General features: G+C 59.8%; 14 protein-coding genes. 6 read left to right on the top strand and 8 right to left on the bottom strand.

What is annotated here, in order from left to right; genetic code table 11:
* Window positions 1-45: 45 nt before the first annotated feature.
* From VNM72_03450 to VNM72_03435, 4 genes are all read right to left on the bottom strand, one after another.
* Window positions 46-3,249, bottom strand: coding sequence for a hypothetical protein (locus VNM72_03450; GenBank protein HXF04453.1), 3,204 nt, complete (start codon window positions 3,247-3,249; stop codon window positions 46-48).
* A gap of 25 nt (window positions 3,250-3,274) precedes the next feature.
* On the bottom strand, window positions 3,275-4,210 hold the full coding sequence (locus tag VNM72_03445; GenBank protein ID HXF04452.1) for a cytochrome C: 936 nt from the start codon (window positions 4,208-4,210) through the stop codon (window positions 3,275-3,277).
* An 82-nt stretch (window positions 4,211-4,292) separates the two neighbouring features.
* Entirely contained in the window at window positions 4,293-5,204 is a 912-nt protein-coding gene (locus tag VNM72_03440; GenBank protein ID HXF04451.1) for a cytochrome b N-terminal domain-containing protein, read from the bottom strand.
* Between the two features lie 213 nt (window positions 5,205-5,417).
* Entirely contained in the window at window positions 5,418-6,044 is a 627-nt protein-coding gene (locus tag VNM72_03435) for a Rieske 2Fe-2S domain-containing protein (protein ID HXF04450.1), read from the bottom strand.
* A 408-nt stretch (window positions 6,045-6,452) separates the two neighbouring features.
* Between VNM72_03435 and polA the strand changes: the two genes are divergently transcribed.
* Window positions 6,453-9,212, top strand: a complete 2,760-nt coding sequence (gene polA, locus VNM72_03430) for a DNA polymerase I (protein ID HXF04449.1) — start codon at window positions 6,453-6,455, stop codon at window positions 9,210-9,212.
* A 460-nt stretch (window positions 9,213-9,672) separates the two neighbouring features.
* Here polA and VNM72_03425 read toward each other — a convergent pair whose 3' ends face one another.
* Both VNM72_03425 and VNM72_03420 read right to left on the bottom strand, forming a co-directional pair.
* A complete protein-coding gene (locus VNM72_03425; GenBank protein HXF04448.1) occupies window positions 9,673-13,023 on the bottom strand; it encodes an amidohydrolase family protein in 3,351 nt (1,116 codons plus the stop codon).
* A gap of 289 nt (window positions 13,024-13,312) precedes the next feature.
* Window positions 13,313-13,591: a hypothetical protein gene (locus VNM72_03420; protein ID HXF04447.1), complete on the bottom strand. Its 279-nt coding sequence runs from the start codon at window positions 13,589-13,591 to the stop codon at window positions 13,313-13,315.
* A gap of 7 nt (window positions 13,592-13,598) precedes the next feature.
* On the opposite strand from VNM72_03420, the gene VNM72_03415 reads away from it, so the two are divergent.
* Together VNM72_03415 and VNM72_03410 are read left to right on the top strand one after the other, a co-directional pair.
* Entirely contained in the window at window positions 13,599-13,952 is a 354-nt protein-coding gene (locus VNM72_03415) for a nucleotidyltransferase domain-containing protein (protein HXF04446.1), read from the top strand.
* A gap of 19 nt (window positions 13,953-13,971) precedes the next feature.
* Window positions 13,972-14,376, top strand: coding sequence for a HEPN domain-containing protein (locus tag VNM72_03410; protein ID HXF04445.1), 405 nt, complete (start codon window positions 13,972-13,974; stop codon window positions 14,374-14,376).
* A 16-nt stretch (window positions 14,377-14,392) separates the two neighbouring features.
* On the opposite strand, the gene VNM72_03405 is transcribed toward VNM72_03410, so the two are convergent.
* Both VNM72_03405 and VNM72_03400 read right to left on the bottom strand, forming a co-directional pair.
* Window positions 14,393-16,261, bottom strand: coding sequence for a bifunctional homocysteine S-methyltransferase/methylenetetrahydrofolate reductase (locus tag VNM72_03405; GenBank protein HXF04444.1), 1,869 nt, complete (start codon window positions 16,259-16,261; stop codon window positions 14,393-14,395).
* A 100-nt stretch (window positions 16,262-16,361) separates the two neighbouring features.
* Window positions 16,362-18,071 (bottom strand): M23 family metallopeptidase, encoded by a 1,710-nt coding sequence (locus tag VNM72_03400; GenBank protein ID HXF04443.1) that lies wholly within the window; start codon window positions 18,069-18,071, stop codon window positions 16,362-16,364.
* A 271-nt stretch (window positions 18,072-18,342) separates the two neighbouring features.
* Here VNM72_03400 and VNM72_03395 point away from each other — a divergent pair, with 271 nt between their 5' ends.
* From VNM72_03395 to VNM72_03385, 3 genes are all read left to right on the top strand, one after another.
* Window positions 18,343-19,281, top strand: a complete 939-nt coding sequence (locus VNM72_03395; GenBank protein HXF04442.1) for a hypothetical protein — start codon at window positions 18,343-18,345, stop codon at window positions 19,279-19,281.
* A 59-nt stretch (window positions 19,282-19,340) separates the two neighbouring features.
* A complete protein-coding gene (locus tag VNM72_03390) occupies window positions 19,341-20,060 on the top strand; it encodes a hypothetical protein (GenBank protein ID HXF04441.1) in 720 nt (239 codons plus the stop codon).
* Between the two features lie 76 nt (window positions 20,061-20,136).
* Window positions 20,137-21,060: an ABC transporter ATP-binding protein gene (locus VNM72_03385; GenBank protein ID HXF04440.1), complete on the top strand. Its 924-nt coding sequence runs from the start codon at window positions 20,137-20,139 to the stop codon at window positions 21,058-21,060.
* The last annotated feature ends 89 nt before the right edge of the window (window positions 21,061-21,149 follow it).

Genomic DNA, 21,149 nt, shown 5'->3' with positions numbered 1-21,149 from the left:
GGCTTTGCGGCGCCGACCGGAAAGCCTTCGCTCGATTGTGTTGCGCTATTTTTGTGCCCGCATAACGAGTTTGGGTTGAGACGATCCCGACGCGACACGACGCGCCGCCCGGGGATTCGTCCCCGTGACCAGACGCGTGGCCCCGATTAACCGTCGCTGCTCCTCCGGGGTGAACTGGAACATATAGCGGACGAGCAGATCAACGTGATCGCCCCGATACTGTTTGAGAGATTCCGGCAGCGGTCCGGCGAATACCCAGCGATCTCCTTCTCGCCGGAATAATCCCGAGGGCATCGCCGTTCCCGGACTGATGGATTGAGGGTCAATCATCCACCGTCCTGTCCAGCCGGGTTTGAGGCGCTCTCGCGCCAGCAGAAAATTGGGCGCCGTCGCGCGCGCATCATGCGCGGGGTCTCCTGTCATATGGCATTTCAGACAGGGTGCCGCCTGTGAGGTGAAGAGCTGGCGCGCAATCATTCGCTCCTGATCGGTGATGGGTTCGAGCGTCGGCGGAATATACGGTTGAGGCTGCGCCGACAATGCCTCGAAAAACCTCACCAGAATGCGGATCTCGTTCGGCGAGAAGTTAAACGTCGGCATACGGACCTTCAGATAGCCTCGCACGCCGTTGCGGTCCAGATCCGTTGTGCTCAATGCCGGGTTAGTTAAAAATCGCACGAGCCACTCGGGATTGACGCGGGCGCCCTCGCCGATGAGACTCGGTGGAAGTTGCTCTTTCCAGTCGGGGTCCTGATACCTCGGCAACGTGCTCAAGACCGACCTCTGACCGACCTGAATGGTATGGCACCCCATGCAGTTGTACTTCTTGATCACCCACCATCCTTCTTGAATATCGCGCCGCTGGTCGGTCGGCCGGTAATAGTAACTCGGTGGAAGCGTGGGATTGACGCTGCCCAGAAGGAACGTCGTCAGGGCGGTGATCTCCTGCGGCGTCAACTCAATGTTTGGCATCCGGAGACGTTCCTCCGGGGGTTTCTGCTTGCCCCGATCATAAATGGCGGGATCTTTGAGTTTGTTCTCGAAGAAGCCTTTGTGATTGTACCACCCTTCCTTCTTGGCCTGACGGGTGAGCAGGGCAAAATCGAGCTGCTCGAGCGGCTTGCTTCCTTCCCGCGTCAGCTCCGTGCCGATGCGCGGTTCCTCCTCGAACCCGCGAATCTCGTGACAGCCCGCGCACCCATACCGCCGAATCAAAAGCGCTCCCTGCTGGCGCAGGCGGGTGTCATTCAGGAAAGGTGCCGGTGGATAGGAAGCGTCACGATGTTTTTGAGTCATCAAGAAGCTGGCGATGTCTCGCGCCTCCTGCCAGGACAGACGAAGACTCGGCATGACCGTCATCTGCTGAACCTGTAATTCGTGTCCGCAGCTTGGGCAGCGCGAATGATCCAGATCGAAGACGACGGGCAGTCCTCGCTTGGCATAGTCCTCCGGGCCAATGTCGCGCTTCTCCGTCGGGCAGTAGGGACGCAATCGCTCGCGAGGATTGTGAATCCAGCGCACGAGGTAGTCATAACGGATCTTCTCGCCCACACGGGAGAGATTGGCGGCGAACGTGCCACCCAGTCGTTGATCGCCCTCCCCGATGGAATGACAGGCTAAACAGCCGCGCGTCTCAAACAATTCCCGGCCGCGAATCGGATCCCCTGGCGGCTGCGGAGGCAGTTTCTCCTCCAGCCCCGACTGCCAGAGGTAGGCAGCAATCGCCTGAAGTTCGCCCGGATTGAACCGGAATCGCGGCATCTTCGTCCCCGGACGAAAGGCATGGGGATTCTCCAACCACACGGGAATCCACTCCGGTCGCAGCTTGACCCGGACATCTTTGAGATTCGGACCGACTTTCTTCTGATCCTGCATCAGGTATTTGGCCTGGAGTTCGAGCTGCTCGAGCTTATCGGCGATCTGGCTATTGCGCACCCGCAAGCTCTCGGCCAGGGCATAGAGTCGTCGCGCCTCGGCATCATCGGCCGTTTGATCGGCCTGTTTTGTTGCTCGATCCATCTCGCGGAGATTGGCGGCGCGTTCGGCCTCCAGGCGCCGAATCTCCTGACGGGTGGCGATCAGGCCGTCAGTCTCCCGATCGTACCCCTCATAGCGGTGACAGCCGACGCATCCTTTCAACTCAAACAGATCGCGCCCCAGGGTGAGGACGGGAGCTTCCTCCAGAACACGATCATAGAAGTGACACTGAAGGCATCCCGCCTCCACGTTCTCCCGCCGATAGAGCGGCCAGAGCCAGTGCTTGTAGAGTCCGTGCGCTTTGATCACACTACTCGTTGCCCGACCGTTCCCTCCATGACAGGGCGAACACCCGAACCTTTCGGGATCGTGAATCTTCAACAGCCGGGGATTGGGATGACTGACGAAGGCCCGATTGCCCATCGTCGCCGCCGTCAACGTCACCGGTTCCCGAATGCCGAGGTGACAGGACTCACAGCGATCCACCAGGTCCCCATCCTGAACATGGATCTGCTTGATTCCGATGGTGAAGGATTCCATCTTGCGGATGAGTCCGTCAATTTGCTCCCGGCTCAAGCCAACCAGATGTTCCTGGAGATAAGCATCCCGCTGTCGGCGCAACTCGGTGGCGCGGGCAAGAACCCGGGCTTTCTCGGCGACAAGCTGGGCCTTTCGCTGCTGGAGCCGATTGAAGGTCTCCTCCAATTCGGCAAAGCTCATGCGCCGTTCCTCGGTGTTCCCATCGGCGACGGTGGTCGGCCAGGCTACTGTGTAGGGTCCCTGCTTGGCCTTATCAATCTCCTGTTGCTTGGACCGCTTGGCCCGCTCGCTCGTGGCGACCTCCCACTCGTAGGTGAGGGCTCCGATCTTCGCCCTGGCATCCTGAAAGACAACGGTGATGGCCGAAAACTGTCGCTCAATGAGCGCCAGTTCGGCGTCAATCTCCCGCACGCGCGGGGCCGCTTCGCGCTCGGCAGCGAGCAGCTCCTGCTCGATCTTTTGAAATTCGGGTGACTGGCGCAACGCTCGCTCGGCCCGCTCCTGTTGAGGCATCAGCCGCTTCAGATACGCAGTATAGCGTTCGACGAACTGCCGCTGCATCGCCTTCCACGGGCGACTGCCGTAAATCTCATCGTACAGCGCCCAAAGGAGCGTTCCGATCAGGGCCAGCGAGGCAATCAGCAGCGGTCCGCTCAAGGACGAGCTGACGATCGGATCGGGATCATCCGTTGCCTGATTCAGCGAGTCGCGTTCGGTGATCGGTTCTTCCATTGTTGCTTCTCCCCGACCTCCCCGGTCACACGTTAAACCAGGGTGTGATCCACACGTACTTGATGCGGAACAGATGCCGCAGCAACATCTTCATCGGCAACCCGGCTAAAATCGTGATGGCGAAAAATTGAAACGTGAGGTACTGAACCAAACTCGTCCGCTCGAAAATCTTCCGATTGAGCGGCGTCCGTGTCACCAGCTTATGAATGACCCAGCCCGCAACAAGATAAAAGAGTGCGACGGCGAAAAACCCCAGAACGGCCTTGCCCCAGACGCTGGTGACGCCAAACAGATCCGGCAGGTCGCGGTTGACTTCGTAGATGAGGCGATTGTGATCCCAGGTCTGCCCCGGCCAGAACCACATCCATCCCGGCCCGCGAATGAGCGTCCCGATGAAGATCAAAAGGATCCACATGAGGAAGCCCAGACAGAACGACGTCACCGCCACCGTCCGCTGCCGCCAGGTGTAATAACCGTTGCCCAGCGGATTGGCATCTACGTAGGGGAAAGCCATCAGGCCGAGAATAATTAACGTGGGCAAAACCACGCCGGCGAACCAGGGATCGAAATAGACGAGCATTTCCTGGAGCCCGACGAAATACCAGGGAGCTTTCGAGGGATTGGGCGTCAAGTTGGGATTCGCCGGCTCTTCCAGCGGCGCGTTCAACGTGATGGACCAGACCATCAAGATGGCCGTCACAACGATCGCCGCCAGAAACTCGATCCGCAGCAAATAGGGCCAGGTGTGAACCTCCAGCGGCCAACCCGGACGGTAGGGAAACGTTTTCCGATGATGCGTCTTGGCCAGTTCGGGATTAGCTTCCAGTTCGGCGATCAGGCGATCATTGGCCCGCGCCTGCCGAAACCCGTACCAGGTATAAAACGGGACCAGAATCATCAAGGCCACGATGGGGATGTTATCCGGAGCGGAAATAATTTCCCAGAGTTGACCCCAATCCATACGCGTCCCTCCTCCTCACACGAGGCTCAGCCGCAGTGTGGCCATCCGGGCGGGAGCGCCGACTTTCTTTCCCTCCGCTCCCTCACAGTTTCCTCACCGGCTTCATCTCGGACTCCAGCATCACGGGAGCCGGGCCGGAGATTCCGCCATCTTTGCGCACCCGCCAGAAATGAACCCCCATGAAGATCGCGGCAATGAGCGGAATGGCAATGCAATGCCAGATATACGCCCGCAACAAGGCATTGGCATCCACGATCGAACCGCCGAGCAGGGCAAATCGCACGTCATTGTACGGCGTCATCCCCAATTGCGGTCCGAACGGCCCTTCATGGCCCAGTAACGGGGTCGCTCGCGCCATGTTCGTGCCGACGGTGACAGCCCACACGCCCAACTGATCGTCGGGCAAAAGGTAGCCGGTAAAGCTCAAAAGCAGCGTCAGCACGAGCAAGATCACACCCACGCACCAGTTGAACTCGCGCGGCTTCTTGTACGACCCCGTCAATACGACCCGAAACATATGCAGCCACGTCGTGATGACCATCAAATGAGCAGCCCACCGATGCATGTTCCTGAGGAGTCGCCCGAAGGGAACATCGTGCTCCAGGTAGAGAATGTCGCGGAAGGCCTGAACCTTGGTCGGGTGATAATAGAACATGAGCAACACCCCGGTGAAGGTGAGAACGATGAAAAGGTAGAAGGTGATGCCACCCATGCCCCAGGTGTAACTGTACCTCACTGCATCTCGATTGACCCGCGCCGGATGCAAATGCAAAAAGACGTTAGCCAGCACGGCAATGGCGCGATTGCGCGGATCCTTTCGATCATGAGGCACGCGAAAGATGGACCGCCAGATCTGGGTTCGTTGCGGTTCCTTGAAATCCTTCTTAAGCTCTTCCAGTTCCTCCACCACCCTCGGCTTGAGGGTTTCGATCTCCTCACGAACCCGTTCCAGCAAGCCGACGCCGCTGCTTTTGGACTTCAGTTCCTCGCTCATAATGGTCTCCCCCGATCAGGCTTACGAGCCCGCATGTCCCCGCGGACGGGACACGCTGTATTTCTGTGCATCGCCGCAGGCGACCGCACAGTCTCCTCCCGAAGCAGCTCACATAAGGACACCATCAATGCGACAGACCTTTCCGGCATCCGAGTTCGAGCACCGGCCTCCTCAATCGCTCCCCGGATCATGTGAGATCGCCCACGGAACGCTCTAAACGGGAATATAGGAACCCGGCTCATTGAACTGATTCGGACCGCCTTTGGGCCAGGAATAGAGCTTACTGACATCCACGACGATCTGTCCCTCGGCGTCCAGTTCAACCTTGGCGCGGTCCATCGGGCGTGGCGCGGGGCCTTCAAAGTTGATCCCCTCCATATCATAGCCGCTGCCATGGCAGGGACACTTGAACTTATTCTCCCCCTGGCTCCAGTTGGGCGTGCAGCCCAGATGCGTGCACCGCGCATAAATGACAAACAACCGATCGGCGGTTCGCACCACCCAGATCCGATACTTATCCTGAAACCGCGTATCCACGCCGGGAGCGAAATCCGATGGATAGCCGATGCGGAAAACCGTACTCGGTTCGAACAATGCCCGAGGGAAAAAGAATCGCAAGAACATCAGGAAGTTCGCCGTCAAAAATCCGACGACCGACGTCCACACGAGACGACGACGCATCCGGTTTATGAGAGAGCGGTCCGACGCTTCATCGGTGGGAACCGACGGAGCCACTTCTCCGGCATCCTTTTTCGCGGTCCGGGCTGCCGACGGGACCCCGGCGGCAGAGGTGGCCGGAATTTTCTCTGCCGCACCGACCGAAGGGTTCACCTTATCCATATTCGTTCCCCCTCAGGAAGAAAATCGTTCGAAGGGAATGCCCTTTGGAGCGGATCGGTTGATCCCGCTCGCTCTGCTGGTTTACGGGAAGAAAACGAACGGCGGGGAGAATGCTCGAAAGGCCCACTGGCTTGAGGTCTCGACGCGCCCTAGTCACGGCCTCTCCTACGGTGAGCGATCGCTCGGGTTTTTTCGCCGGTCCGCTTGCGCATCCCCTCACTCCGCAACGGTTCAAGACAATAGCACCTGCCGTAGCCACCTGTGGTTCAACACGTAGACTCTCCTACCTCGTCCCACGAAATGAGGCGATTTTATAATACAACCTCGTTTCGTTTGTCAACTCGCTTCTCAGCGCAGCGGCGACGGCAGGACGTTCACCACAACGAAGTTACCCCGGGATTCCGGAGAGTGGCGCCACCCGAGGCGAAAATTCTTCTCGTTCCCCGCGTCAGGGCCAAACTCGTTATCCCGGCGACAGGGGATCCCGCGCCGCAGGATGAGATTGAAACGGCTCCCGGCAACCAAGTAGAATTCACACCGATGAGCACGAAACGGCGGCTTTTCCTCATTGACGGGATGTCGAACATCTTCCGCGCCTATTATGCGATTCGCGGGCTCTCGACCTCGCGGGGCTTTCCCACCAATGCCATCTACGGCTTCACCGCCATGCTCAAGAAACTCATCACCGAGGAGAAGCCCGACTATCTCGCCGTCGTCTTCGACACCGCCGAACCGACGTTTCGTCACGAAATGTTTCCCGACTACAAGGCGACGCGCAGCGAAATGCCGGATGATCTGGCCGAACAGATCCCCTATATCTACCGCGTGTGCGAGGCGTTGCGGGTGCCCGTGCTCACCAAACCGGGCTACGAGGCGGATGACATCATTGCGACTCTGGCCCGACGCGCCGCCGACCGGGGAATGGACGTCGTCATCGTCTCCAACGACAAGGACCTCTGTCAGCTCGTTGACGACAAGGTTCGCATTCTCAAAGCCGATCGGCAAAACTACGTCTACTACGATGAAAAAGGCGTGGAGGAGCGCCTCGGCGTCAAACCCTCGCAGGTGGCCGATTATCTCGCGCTCGTGGGCGATTCGGTGGATAACATTCCCGGCGCTCCCGGCATCGGCGAAAAAGGAGCCGCTCAGATCATTCGCCAGTTCGGCACTCTGGAAAAAGCCCTGGAGAACTGGGACAAAATCGAGAAGCGAAGTTACCGGGAATCATTGCGGGATCATCGGGAACAGATTCTCAAATCTCGCCAGCTCGTCACTCTGCGGCTCGATGTCCCCCTGGAGATTGACTTCTCTCATCTAGTCTACACCGGCCCCGACGTCAAAGCCATGCGTGAGCTTTTCACAGAGCTGGAGTTCACCTCGCTCTTGAGAGAGCTGATCGCGGCCTTCGGAGCGGCCGAAAAAGCAGCTCCCGTTCCCTCCACCCTCACACCGGTCTCAGGAACCTACCGGTTGGTGACTCATCCCTCGGACGTCGCCAGCGCGCTGGAGAAAATCTGGCAAAAGGATCGGCTCGCTTTCTCCCTCGACGTCGCCGACGGCGAGATCAAAGGTCTGGCCCTGGCCACAGCGCCTCAGTCGGCGGACTATCTCGACCTCCATCAGGCCGAGGGCTCGCTCGCTGCCGTGCGCGATGTTTTTGAAAACGGCCTCATTGCCAAGATCGGACACGATGTCAAAACCTCCCTCAAGCTGCTCGCCCAGAGGGGCATCGCACTTGAAGGATTGGCCGATGATGTGATGATCGCCGGTTGGCTGCTCAATCCCAATCGAGGGAAATATGACCTGCCGACGCTCGTGCGCGATCACCTTCACATCGAGTGGCCGGAGGACGAAACGCCCTGGCGCGTTCGCGCCCGCGAAGCCGATTTCCTTTTTCGCCTCCATCAGGTTCTCAACCAGCGGATGGAGGAGTTGGAACTGGTGCGGGTCTATCGCGAGATCGAACTTCCACTCATCGAGATTCTCGCTGAGATGGAGCAAATCGGCGTGAGAATTGATACTCAGGCCCTGGCTGACGTCTCCCGCGAGATGGATGGAGAAATCGAACGATTGACCGGAGAGATTTACGCCGCGGCCGGACAGGAGTTCAATATCAACTCTCCCCAGCAACTCGGCGACGTCCTCGCGCGGCTGGGACTCACCACCACGCGTCGAACGAAAAAGACGGGACGCATCGCCACCAGCGCCGATGTTCTGGAAGAACTCGCCCGCGCGCATCCTCTCCCCCGCCTCGTGCTGGAATATCGGGAGCTGGTGAAATTGAAGGGAACCTATGTGGACGCCCTCCCCAAGCTCATCAATCCTCGGACCGGTCGGGTTCACACGACCTTCAACCAGACGGGGACGGCGACCGGGCGCCTCTCCTCCTCATCGCCGAACCTGCAGAATATTCCCGTGCGGACCGAATGGGGGCAACGGATTCGTCGCGCTTTCACGGCGGAGCCGGGCTGGCTCCTGCTTTCGGCGGACTACTCGCAGATCGAGTTGCGGCTGCTGGCGCACATCACCGGCGATGAGGCCATGACCGAAGCCTTCCGCCAGGGCACCGACATTCACGCGCACGTGGCGCGAACCGTCTTTGGAGCGACGACACCGGAACAGATCCGCGAGATGCGCCGACTGGCCAAGATCGTCAACTTCGGTATCGCCTACAGCATCGGAGCCTTTGGCCTGGCGCAACGCATCGGGGTTTCCCGCCGCGAGGCTCACCGCATCATCGAGAACTATTACCGCACCTACACCGCCGTCCGCCGCTACATGCAGCAGACCCCTCAACGCGCGCGTGAAACGGGATACGTGCGAACCTTCTGCGGACGGATCCGACCCATTCCCGACATCGCCAACAAGAATCCCAGCCTGCGGGCTCGCGCCGAGCGCGAAGCCATCAATGCTCCGATCCAGGGAGCGGCTGCCGACCTCGTCAAAATGGCCATGATCCGCGTCCACTCCCGCCTCAAAAAAGAACGCCTCACGAGTCGAATGCTCCTTCAGGTCCATGATGAACTTCTGCTCGAAGTGCCGGAAGCCGAGCGAGACATCGTTCCCGCCCTCGTCAAATCAGAGATGGAGACCGTCTATCCCCTGAGCGTCCCCCTCGTGGTGGATGTCGGCATAGGCCACAACTGGCTGGAAGCCAAGGGGGAATAACCGAACGAGAGAGGATTCGGAAGGGACGATGTCCGCCTCCTGGACCCAGTGAGGATTGACCGACCGAGGCGGATGATCGGCTGAGTCATCACACGGTAAGGGACGGTCCCTTTCCTCTTTTGATGGGGGCTTACGCCGTCCGGTGACGAGCATCACGAGGACTCGTGAGATCGCGCAACCCGTAATGTCGGAAAATTGGGTTTCAGCACCTGTCCGAATGCGAAGAGGTGCGAGCGGGCGCGGCCCACGAAGAAGGTGCGCGGACTTTCCAGTCCGCCAAAAGAACTGCAAGGCACCTGCCGGAATGCGAGGGGGCAGAAGTAGCGCAGACGTTCCGGTCCGCGAAAAACTGCAGCGCACCTGTTGGAATGGGAGAGGGCGCAAGCGGGCGGCCCACCAGAGGACGACGGCGGCACCGCCCCCTTCACCCATCTGAGCGGTTGAGCCAGGCGCGCAACTCCTATTTATTGGTAGTCGAGAGCGGAGGATCGGTCCCCCACCAGTACTGCTTCTCCAGCTTCTTCGGCGTGGGCCAGATTCGATCGAGTGTGTCCCCCTCGAACAGCTCGCCGTTTTTCATCACGTAGCGGATCGCGGTCGTGTTGCGAATATCTTTGAGCGGATCCTTGTCCAGAACGATCAGATCGGCCAGTTTTCCCACTTCGAGCGAGCCCACATCCTGCTGAAGACCGATCGCTTCGGCGCCGAAGATCGTGGCAGCTTTGAGCACGGCGTGCGGGGGCATTCCGCCTGACGCGAGGCTCCAGATCTCCCAGTGTGCTCCCAGCCCCTGCAATTGTCCGTGACTGCCCAGACACACGCGTCCGCCAGCGGCGACGATGGCCGCTGCGGCTCGGGCGATACCGGTGTGGCCGTATTCCTCGGCCATGAACCACTGGCGACGGCGCTTGACCATCGTGTCGAGCAGTTCATGGGGGATGAAGCGGCGCAATTTCTGATTCCCATGGACATCGTCCGACTCAAAGTAGAAGTTTTCCGTCCACGGCGCGCCGTAGGCCACAAGGATCGTCGGCGTATAAAAGGTTTTCGTGCGCGCGACGAACTCGATGACGTCTTTGTAAAGCGGCTGAAGCGGGAGCGCGTGCTCGTGGCCGGAAAATCCATCGGCCATCTGAGTGAGGTCGAGTTTCATATCCAGCGCCCCCTCGGTCGTCGGCGTGATGCCGAACTCCTGACAGGCCTGCGCAACCCACTGGCGAACGATGCGATCTCCAGCCACGTACTGCTTGAGCGTGTTGGTGTGATAGGCCTCCTTGTATCGCTTGATGAAAGCGCGCACGGCGTCTTTGTCATCAAGCCCCGACCCGGAGAAGACGCCGGGACCGGTGGTGAAAATCCGGGGCCCCAGAATCTCACCGGCATCCACCAGATCGGCGTAGGCGAAAACGTCGGTCGTCGAACTCTGGGGATCGCGCGTCGTCGTCACGCCGTAGGCCAGATTGGCCAGGTATTGCCAGACCTGCGTTTGATGCACGCCCCGGGGCGGCCACATGTGCGCATGAACATCCACGAAGCCGGGAATGATGGTCTTGCCCGTCACATCAATGACGCGCGCGCCCGCAGGAACGGAGACCTTCCCCTTCGGCCCAATGGCAGCAATGCGATTGTCAGTGATGACGATGTCGCCACGTTCGATGATTTCATCCCCTTTCATCGTGATCAGTCGAGCGCCGCTCAAAACGATCGTCCCTTGAGGCCGCGCCCGCGCGACCTCCACGACCACATCGGTGATGTCGGGCTTGTCGGCGGAAATCTCCTGGCGGTAAAACTTCGCCCCCCAGGACCAGGTGACCAGCTTCCCGTCGGCTGACCATTCCAGATAATCGCCTCCTTCGACGGACATTTTCTTCACGGGAACAGCCGGCGTGCCGCTGGGAGCGATGGTGATCGTGAGCGTTTCTCGTCCGGCCCGGGGAACGGTGATCAAGTAGTGCTTGTTCTGCAAACTGACGAAGGCCCGCTCGCCGTCGGGCGAGAGCTTGATCTCTTCCGCATCGGGCGGAAAGGGGCCCGGAGCCGACCCGCGCACGCGGAAATGCGTTCGCCGATCCAGCCCATCCAGCCGAACCGAAACGAGTCCCCGCGCGGTCGTCAGGTAAACGCGGTCGGGTTCCCGGCTGAAATGAGGCGACCGACCTCCCTGCGTCGGCCCGATGAGCGTTGACTCACCGCCGTCAGCCGGAATCCACCGCAGCTCCAGTCCCACCGCCTGCGGGATGCCCGAAATCTCTGTCGCTCGCGCCATCATCGCCTCGTCGGGCAAAAGGTCGTAATGCGGGTTCGCCTGATACTCCCGAAGATCAGCATAAAGTTGCTGGGTGGTCGTGCCGGAAATAAAAACGATCTTCGATCCATCGGGCGAATAAACGGGCGATGAGTAATAGGCGGATCGGCGCGTCAGTTGCTCCGGCGGAGTGCTCCCATCGGCAGCCGCACGAAAGATATGCCCGCCACTTGTGGACCACGTCACATACGTGATGTATCGCCCATCGGGAGACCACACGGGCATGAACTCGCCGACGGTGGATTGCGTCAGACGGCGGGGCGTTCCCGAGGGCAGGTCCATCACCCATATTTTATTGAATGCGGTGAAGGCGAGCCGCCGTCCATCGGGCGAGAGTTTTGGCCATCGAATCAGTCGCGCGCGAACCGTCGGACTGTCATCCACCCGATATGTGAAGTAAACGCGCGGGCCGATCTCGGCCTGCACCCTGGCTGTGAAGGGAATGAGCGTGGACTGACCGGTTTCAAAATCCACCCGGCGAATCTTGCCGTCAATCGGCACAACGAGCGATTGTCCATCGGGCAGGAAATCATAGCCGGGCATCGTATCGCGCGTCGCCCGCGATTCCTGATCGTCCCGCGTGACGGGATAGATCAACCAGCGCTCCTCCCCCGTCTCCAGATCGCGCACCCGCAAGCCCGTGCCCGTCTCGTACCGGGTGGCGTAAACGAGCATCCTCCCGTCCGGTGAAAGAACCGGTCGCATGGCGCTCCCCTGCGCATTGGTGATGGTGGTCGTCTCCCCCGTCTCCCGATCAAATCGAGCGATCTGCCAGATGGGGAACGTCGCGTTATAGTTAAAAGCTCCCGTGCGCACCGAATAATAAATGTAGCGACCGTCAGGCGAGACGACGGCTCCCAGCTTGTTCTGTCGGGGACGCGCGGGTTCCTGCGAACCCGGTTCGGGTAACGGCGGCTCCGGCGGGCCGATGAGAACGCCCGTGCCTCCTTCGATGTGATACATCCAGAGCGAAAATGTCCCGATCGCTTCGGTCGCCCGCGACACCACAATGTACCTGCCGTCCGGCGTCCAGGTGGGAGAACAAAACATTTGATTGCGGCCTTTGGTCAGCGGCTTCGGGTCCGATCCGTCGGCGTTGGCCAGCCAGACGTTCTCGGCTCCGCTCCGGTCGCTGAGAAACACGATCTTTTTTCCATCGGGAGAAAACTTCGGCTGGCTCTCAAAGGACATCCCACCGATAATTCGCCTGGCCTCCCCTCCGCTGATCGGAAGCGTGTAGATGTCGCCGAGCAAATCAAAAATGATGGTTTGGCCGTCCGGCGAGACATCGAGCGACATCCACGTTCCTTCATCGGTGGTGAACTCGATGGTCTCCGTCGGTTTGATCGGCAGCTCCTCATCTTTCTTCTTCTCGTCTTTCTTCTCCTCTTGCGCGGATCCCTGAAAAGCGGCATGAACGATGGCACGAGGCCATTGACCGAACATCGGTCCAATCAGCAGCAAGAGGATGTAGCTCATGACAACACGAGAGAATGGTCTTTTCATCGTTTCACCTCCGCAGCTTCATGGTATCCCGTACGTCCCCTCTAAAAGGCGAGGACGGGCGATTCCGTCGGCATTTTCTCCCAACCTTCATTGCCCAACCGCGGCGAGAGGGAGAGGAGTTGCTGCCCCGGACGCTCACCCGTTCAATCTCCCTCCATCTTCAGTCCACCGCATGTACCGTCCCCCTCAGCCTTTCGTGTGGGGTTGGCTTTGAGAGGGTGATCATCACCGAGTCTCCGCCTCAAAGTCAATACTCGATCGCGAGAGTTCTCGGATCCACGTGCACCGCTCACCCGGTAACGCTCCGGGGGATTTCCGGCCAATCCCCCGGCGAAACCGATCTCCTCATCTGAGCGCACTCGATGAGCTTGGTCAGGCGAGCAGTTCCACTCGCCCTGCTCGTTGGTGAGAAGAAGGAGGAATTCCCCTTCGGACATGCCGCGTTCAACCGCCCCGGAAGATCAATGGGAGAGAAAAACCTATCCGTCAGTCGCCACACCGGATTGGCGACGAGTCCTTTAAGCAACATCAAAGGATAGACCCACGCCCTGAAAAACTGTAGAATCACGCTCGTGATGGAAAAGCTACGGACAGAGGTTCGATCCCCGGTCACCTATGAGCACCTCCTGCGCCAGGAACTGGACCGTATTGTCAGCGTGTTGAAAATAATGGGCGCAGAGAAAGTTATCCTGTTTGGATCGCTTGCCAGAGGCCGGGAGAACATTTTTAGTGATCTGGACCTCATCGTGGTGATGAACAGTGAATGGGATTTTGTCCAACGGCATGGGCGAATCTACCGACAGCTCAACCCGAAGGTAGATGCCGATATCCTCGTATACACACCGGAGGAATTTGCTCGAATGCAACGGACGCCGTTCATCCGGCATGTGTTGAAGGAAGGAATCGTCGTTTATGCAAAGAACTCCTGAAGAGGAAGGTCTCCGTTGGTTGGAACAAGCAAAGGAAGATTTGAAATGGGCGACGATGCTGGCAGCGGAAGGAGGTTACCATATCGCTTGCTTTCTCGCCCAGCAGATTGCTGAGAAGGCACTCAAAGCGTTCCTCTACGCTCAAGGGGAGCCGGTGGTCACGGGACATTCGGTTGAACGTCTGTGCAGCCGGGCGTCGGAATACGATCCCGAGTTCGCTGAGAGAGGTAAAACCTGGGCGATCCTCGACGGCTATTATGTGCCGACCCGGTACCCCCACAGCCTTCCCGATAGTATCCCGGCTCGCGTCTATACGCAGGCAGCAGCCGCAGACGCCGTTCGCCTCGCGGCAGAGGCAGTGGAATTCGTGACCATGAAGATCAAACCGTCGCCCACTGAGTCGTCAGGCGAGACGGAATCCTAATCGGGCCACCCCCTTGTCATTTCGCCGAGCTTGACAACCCGACCGATTTCCCCGAGCAGACTTCCACCAGAGGGGCAATGACCTCCACCTTCTCGCCGGGAGGCATGATGTGAATGCCCGCCACATCGGCGCGAAGCTGCTCGACGAATTCCGCAGCGAGCGCCAGTCCTTCGGCCAGAGCATCCGGTTCGGCCCGACGCATGCGATCGCGAATGGCTTCGGGAATGGTGATGCCGGGCACTTCGTGATGGAGAAATTCGGCGTGACGCCAGCTCTTGAGGGGAAGCACCGTGACGAGAACCGGCACGCGGAGTGAGCGACAGCGGTCCAAGAACCGCCGACACAGATCGAGATCATAGATCGGCTGCGTCTGGGCGAAGTGGGCTCCCGCTTCGAGGCGCTCATGAAGCCGCTCCATTTCAGCCTCCAGATCGTCGGCGGCCGGATTGACCGCGACGCCGATCAGAAAATCCGTTGCCGGGCCGATGGCTGCTCCCGTCATGGTAAATCCATGATTGAAGCTGTCGAGGATCTTCACCAGGCCCGTCGCATTCACCTCATGCGCGGCGGGCAGACGCGGCAGTTCGCCCCCGCTTGGGGCCTCCCCCGTCAGGGCGAGAATGTTTCGGATACCGAGCGCCGCCGCGCCCAGCAGGTCCGAATGAATGGTCGCCAGAGTGCGATCGCGGCAGGCATACTGGAGGATGACTTCCCGTCCCGTGCGTCCTTGAAGGAGATGAGCCAGCGCCAGACTCGATAATCGGATGCCACCGAGTTGATGATCCGTCACACTGAAGGCATCCACGCCGAGCCGCGTGAGCGCCTGCACGGCATCAAGCAGCGGACCCAAGGTCAATCCCCTGGGCGGATTCACCTCGACGGTGACGACGAGCTGTTTGCCGAGTTTCTCCCGAAAGGGCGTTTGAAGCCGTTGCATTTCCGGTTCGACCATACCCGTCGCTTCGGCGACGACGGTCACACTCGAACGGACGCGACGGCGGCGGGGAACCTGATTCTGAACAACGGTCGCCATCGCCCGAATATGTTCGGGGGTGGTGCCGCAGCAGCCGCCGACAATATTGGCTCCCGCTTCAACGAAGCGACGGGCATATTCCCGCAGATACTCGGGAGAGGACAAATAGATCGTGCGTCCACCGATGAACTGGGGCAATCCGGCATTAGGCATCACCGAGACGCGAAGATCGGTCGTGGAGAGGAACTCATAGAGGATGTCATAGGTCATCTGCGGCCCGCTGCAATTGACGCCCACGACATCGGCATCGGCAGCCGCCAGGGCCTCCAGTGAGCGACGCAGATCGTCGCCGAATTTCGACCGACCATCTTCGAGAAACGTCATCTGGGCGATGATCGGCGTCGTCGGCGAGACGGTTTTGGCGGCCCGAACGGCTTCCAGTGCCTCCAGCAGGCTGGGATGCGTCTCGATAATGAGAACGTCCACGCCTTCGTCAACGAGAATCGCCATCTGCTCCGTGTAGGCGGCGGCCAGATCAGTCAGACTGAGATTGCCGTAGGGTTTGACGAGCGCGCCAAGCGGTCCCACCGAACCGGCAACAAAGACTCGCTCGCCGCTTTCTGCCACCGCCTCGCGGGCGATGCGCACGCCCGCCCGATTGATCGCTTCCAGATCGTGCTCCAATCCGTATTCGGCCAGCCTCAGCCGATTCGCCAGGAACGTGTTCGTTTCGATCAGTCGCGCTCCCGCCCGAATGTAGTCGAGGTGGATGCTCCGGATGAGATCGGGGTTGGTGAGATTTTGCTCCATGAGGGCTTTGACATCAATGCCCCGCGCCAGCAGCATCGTCCCCATCGCCCCGTCGGCGAGCATCACCTCTTTTTCCAGAACATCCAAAAACGCACTGGCCATCGCGCATCTCCCTCTCCGGTTGTCTGCCGTGAAAAGCGGCCTTATTCTACACCACCTCCCGCGAGGGCAACAGGAGAGGCCGCCCTCCCCGGTCAAAGTCTCATCGTCGCTGCGTTCGTCGGCGCGAGGGAACGGAACGTGCGGAGGCCTTCGTGCGTGGAGCCTTTCGCAGACGCGGGGACGGCTTGGGCGGAGTTGGCGGGACGAGATTCTCCACCAGTTCCCTCACGACCGGAGTGCCAACAGCCACCTCCACTTCTCTCTCGTTCAGTCGGGACCGATAGCGAGAAAATCTCACCGGCAAGCCGAGACTCTTGAAATGATCCGGCCCATCCATCAGTTGATAATGGATATGCGGCTGGGTGGAGTTTCCCGAATTGCCGCACTCGCCGAGAATCTGCCCCTTTTTGACCAGATCGCCCACCTTGAACGTCAGCGACCCCTTTTTCAGATGAGCCAGCAGGCTGTACTCGCCGTTGCCGTGATCAAGCACAACATAATTGCCGAGGATTCTATAGGGATTATTTGCTGGCGGCGTGACAAAGGGCGGACGGGTGAGCGTGGGCGGACCATCCTCTATGCCATCAACGGCCCGGACAACACGCCCATCGGCGGGAGCCCGAACCTTCCGGCCATAGGCATAAAAATCTTCCAGAGCGGGCTTGCGAGATGAGGACGAGGTCGGTCGTCGGTCGCGCCCCTCCACTTCATAGACGAAATCGTAGGCGAACGCTTGCCCGTCGGCGGCCTGGCGGTGACCCTCAAAGATGTCGTGTCCCTGAACGACGCGCCAGGTTCCATTGAAGGGCAACATGAGGGAGGTCTTCTGACGATAGGAGAGCAGCGGAATGGAAATCACCTGCTGGTAGAGGCGATCCCCCGCTAGACGAAACTGCAGGGCATATTCCACGCGGTCAATGCGCATGCTGGCCGGGCGGCGCTCGGCATTATTAAGCAAAACGATTTCTCCCCCCGGAGGAATACGCGTCGTTTCCGTCCGAACCGATTGCCTGAGCATCTCCGCATCGAGTTTCACGTCCTCGACCACCCGCGTCCCACTCATGAGTTTGAGCAAGGCTCCCTGGAGTTCGACCTCCACCGATGTCGGATTCTTGACGACCAGATGATAATGCCAGGTCACACTGTCGCCGATTTGCTCGAGGAAAACTTTTCGCGGGCGGGTGGAAATCTCCAGCGCCATCGAGGGGGCTGGGGGTGCGCTCACCGCGGGATCAATCGGGGGAACGGGAGCGCGAGTCGTCAGCCCATCAATGGCGAAGGTATCCACCATCGTTTTGAAATCGCTCAGATAAGTCGCATGTCTCTCCTTGGGAGCAAAATATCCCAGCAGGTACACGTAGCCCTGATGGACGATGGTGTACCGAATAACGCGCTTCTCTTTGCCGTCAAAGACGACCAGATGAGCGCTGGCTCCTCCGAGGGTGAGCATGCGCTCATCGAGGATCTCCATGCCGCCGAAGATGCTTTGAAGCGAGGCTTTGTCCATCTCGTAGAGCTGACGTGGGGTGAGCGTGAAGCCCGGAACCCGATCGAACATGTTGAGCACAGCCACGGCCTCGGGATCGCCCTTCGCCGTGAAGACGGCGAGATCGCTGCGCGGACTACTCTGGAGCTGGAAATTCCACACATCGGGGGAATAATAGAGCGAGACCCGATGTTTATCGTTGACGAATTTTTCCAGCCGCTTCTGTCCGATCACCGGTCCCGGGAGAATCATCACCGCCACGAGCACCGCGGCGGCGGATTGCGTGAAAAATGACTCTCGTCGTGGCCACCACCATGCGATCATTGTTTCCGCCTGTCATAAGGCTACGACAGAGAGACGCGATGAGCAAGCGGCAAACGGGAGTGAGATCCGACCCATCATGGCGATGAGTGTACCATGGGGAGAAATCACAGACGCCGGTGACAGGAAAAACGGATCGCGAGTGCACACACCCTCTGTCCTTGGGCAAATCGGAGCGTGATGCTATCATATAGCGCGACCGGGTGAAGGTCGAACGTTGTCAGATGAGACTGGGAAACGAGCCGGAAGGAAAGCGTGATCAAGGAGAAGGACGATGAAAAAACAGCCGCCCCGAGAATCATCCGCCCCGCCCCCACGTCCCCGACTCATTAAGAAACCCACGTCGCCGTCGGGGAGCCCGGGGCCGGAAGACCTCTCCTCGGCAGACGCTCGCTTGCGCACGGCGGTACCACCCGTTATCGAGGAGAGCCCGCCGCCGCGATATCAATCCCGCTCTGTCCCTCCGGCGCCGTCGCCTCCCCATCGAGGCCGTCCGCATGCACGACCGGGCCTGCCGCGCTACCAGAATGAGGCGGAGCCGATCCGGCGCCAGCATCTTGGACCGCGCGACCAGAAAGGACGCGGCGCGCGACCGGGTCGGCCCAAGGCGGCACGCGCCACAATGAAAAAACTGCGTCCGCGGCGCGCCCATCCGCCCAAGCCCATGTCGCTCACGCCCGAGCAGCGAGCCCGGGTGGAAGAAATGTATCGCGCCATGGTCGCACGGAACGAGCGTCCCCCCGAAGGGCGACGGAAGAAAATCGCCGCGCTTCTCGGCCTGCCGTACAATCTCGTGGCGGATGTCGTCCGCAACTACCTTCAGCATGAACGGCTGCGACGGACCAATTTCGACATCGAAAAAATCTACTGGCGCGAGCTGGCTCAGGGACAGGACGACGCTCGTGCTATTGCGGAGACGGCTGCTCGAGAACTCCAACTGGATGTCGGGCGCGTCTGGTGGTGGTTGGAGAAATTACACGAGTGGCGCAAGAGCCTCACGGCTGATCCCGATGTGACCGACGAACAACGGGCACAGATCATCGCCGCCTATAACGACTACCTCAAGCAGAGTGAGCCCCCGGAGATGGGATTGCACAAACACCTGTCGGAGAAAATCGGCGGGATCACCCCCCGACAGGTTCATAAAACGCTGCTCCAGTACCGCCTCAGCTTCTGGAACAATCTCAAGAATATCTCGCCCGCAAGCGCCTGAGCTTTTCGGTCCGCCGGCAAGCTGTGCTAAAATGGGGGCTCTTTCAGACGAGGAGGAGAATGGGACGCGTCGGGAAAGCCGTCATGCTCATGGCGCTGGTGAGCGCCCTTCCATCATCAACCTCCGCTCAAAAGGAGGCGATCGTGGCCGACGCCACGGTGCGCCTTCGCCTCGCTGAAATTCAACGGGAGAACGCGGAGCGCGATCTCTCCCAGGCGGAAACGGAGGTCATCCGAGCCGAGGAGCTTGTGAAGAAATATCGCGCGCTCGCCGCTTACGGAGTCGTGGCCCGACAGGACCTGGAGAAAGCTGAATCCGATGCCGAGCAGGCCCGCCTTCGCCTGGCAGCAGTGCAAGAGGTCGTCGCCCTGGCGCGCGAGGTCGTCGAGCGGGCCAAGGACTACCTGGCAAAAGCTCGCGCTGCGGACGGAGAACCCTCTTCTCCTTCTCCCCATCCCCTCATCACCCGGGTGAGCCGATCCGCCGGCCGAAGCTCCTGGACGAACGAGGACTTTTCGACATTGCTCCGCGAGTTCAAAATACGATTCCACACCGATCTTCCCGTGAGCGCCTACGGGCAAACGCCGACGCACGATCGCCTCGGTCTGAATCATCACGGACGCATTGATGTCGCACTTCATCCCGAAAGCGAAGCCGGACAATGGGTGATCCGTTTCCTCAGCGAACGCGGGATTCCCTACATCGCCTTCACCGGCCAGGTTCCGCAGTCCGCTACCGGCGCGCACATTCATATCGGCCCCCCTTCGACGAAGAAATGATCCGGGCTGGTTCCTGGCGTCAGCCCGAGCCAACCGGCAGACGGCACACGACCAGCAACTGGATTCGCCGACAACCGTGACTGTCCGTGAGGAGAATCGCCCATACGCCGTCGAGACGGAGAACCTCTGGCGCACATTTGGCTCGGTCGAGGCCCTCCGGTCGGTCACCCTTCAGGTGCCGAGGGGATCCATCTTCGGTCTGCTCGGAGCCAACGGCTCCGGCAAATCCACCCTGCTGAAATTGCTCATGGGGCATCTCAAACCGACGCGAGGCAGGATACGAATCCTCGGACACCCGCTCGACGGCGAGTGCATCAAGCTGCGCGAGCGCGTCGGCTACGTCGCCGAACATCATTACCTCTACGAGTGGATGACCGTCCGCGAGATCATTCATTTCACCCGAGCGTTTCATGCGACCTGGGACGATGAGAAAGCCTCCGCCCTCGTCCGACGCTTCAATCTCCCCCTGAGCAAGCGAGTGAGAGAACTCTCCCGGGGGAACCGGGCGCGGCTCGCTCTCACCCTGGCCCTTTCGTTCAATCCCGAACTCCTTCTCCTGGATGAGCCGACGACCGGTCTCGATCCTATCGTCCGGCGAGATTTCACCACTCACATTCTCGGCGAAAGAACGGAGTCGCAACAAACCGTCCTCTTTTCCTCACATATTGTGGAAGAAGTCGAGAAAGTCGCCGATCACGTGGGCATTCTCCACGAGGGGAGACTTCTGCTGGCCGCGCCGATCAAATGGCTCAAAGAATCGGTGCGGAAGATCCGATGCCGCACAAACGGCAGAACCATCTCCTCCACCGATGTGCCGGGATTCCTTCGGCGCGAGTCGGTCAACGGAGACGAGTGGATCATCGTCAGAGATTTCAGCGAAGCGATCCTGCAAGCGCTCCAGGACCGAGGCATTGTTCCTCTCGACGTCGAGTCGCTCACGCTCGAAGAGATTTTCGTGGAGACGATCATGGCGACCACCTCCGAAGGGGCACGTCAATGACACGCGCCATGAGACGCGCCCTCATCTGGAAGGAATGGCGGGAAACCCGCTGGAAGTGGCTGGCCTTCTTCCTCGCCTTTCACCTCCCC

The sequence above is a fragment of the Blastocatellia bacterium genome (assembly GCA_035573895.1).
Lineage (GTDB): Bacteria > Acidobacteriota > Blastocatellia > HR10 > HR10 > DATLZR01.
This window is presented reverse-complemented; position numbering and strand designations above follow the sequence as displayed.

Excerpts from the sequence above, each read along its gene's own strand:
- VNM72_03450 (HXF04453.1), bottom strand. The coding sequence starts at position 3,249 with ATGGAAGAACCGATCACCGAACGCGACTCGCTGAATCAGGCAACGGAT.
- VNM72_03390 (HXF04441.1), top strand. The coding sequence starts at position 19,341 with ATGGGACGCGTCGGGAAAGCCGTCATGCTCATGGCGCTGGTGAGCGCC.
- VNM72_03425 (HXF04448.1), bottom strand. The coding sequence starts at position 13,023 with ATGAAAAGACCATTCTCTCGTGTTGTCATGAGCTACATCCTCTTGCTG.
- VNM72_03405 (HXF04444.1), bottom strand. The coding sequence starts at position 16,261 with ATGGCCAGTGCGTTTTTGGATGTTCTGGAAAAAGAGGTGATGCTCGCC.
- VNM72_03435 (HXF04450.1), bottom strand. The coding sequence starts at position 6,044 with ATGGATAAGGTGAACCCTTCGGTCGGTGCGGCAGAGAAAATTCCGGCC.
- VNM72_03395 (HXF04442.1), top strand. The coding sequence starts at position 18,343 with ATGAAAAAACAGCCGCCCCGAGAATCATCCGCCCCGCCCCCACGTCCC.
- VNM72_03440 (HXF04451.1), bottom strand. The coding sequence starts at position 5,204 with ATGAGCGAGGAACTGAAGTCCAAAAGCAGCGGCGTCGGCTTGCTGGAA.
- VNM72_03415 (HXF04446.1), top strand. The coding sequence starts at position 13,599 with ATGGAAAAGCTACGGACAGAGGTTCGATCCCCGGTCACCTATGAGCAC.
- VNM72_03445 (HXF04452.1), bottom strand. The coding sequence starts at position 4,210 with ATGGATTGGGGTCAACTCTGGGAAATTATTTCCGCTCCGGATAACATC.
- VNM72_03400 (HXF04443.1), bottom strand. The coding sequence starts at position 18,071 with ATGATCGCATGGTGGTGGCCACGACGAGAGTCATTTTTCACGCAATCC.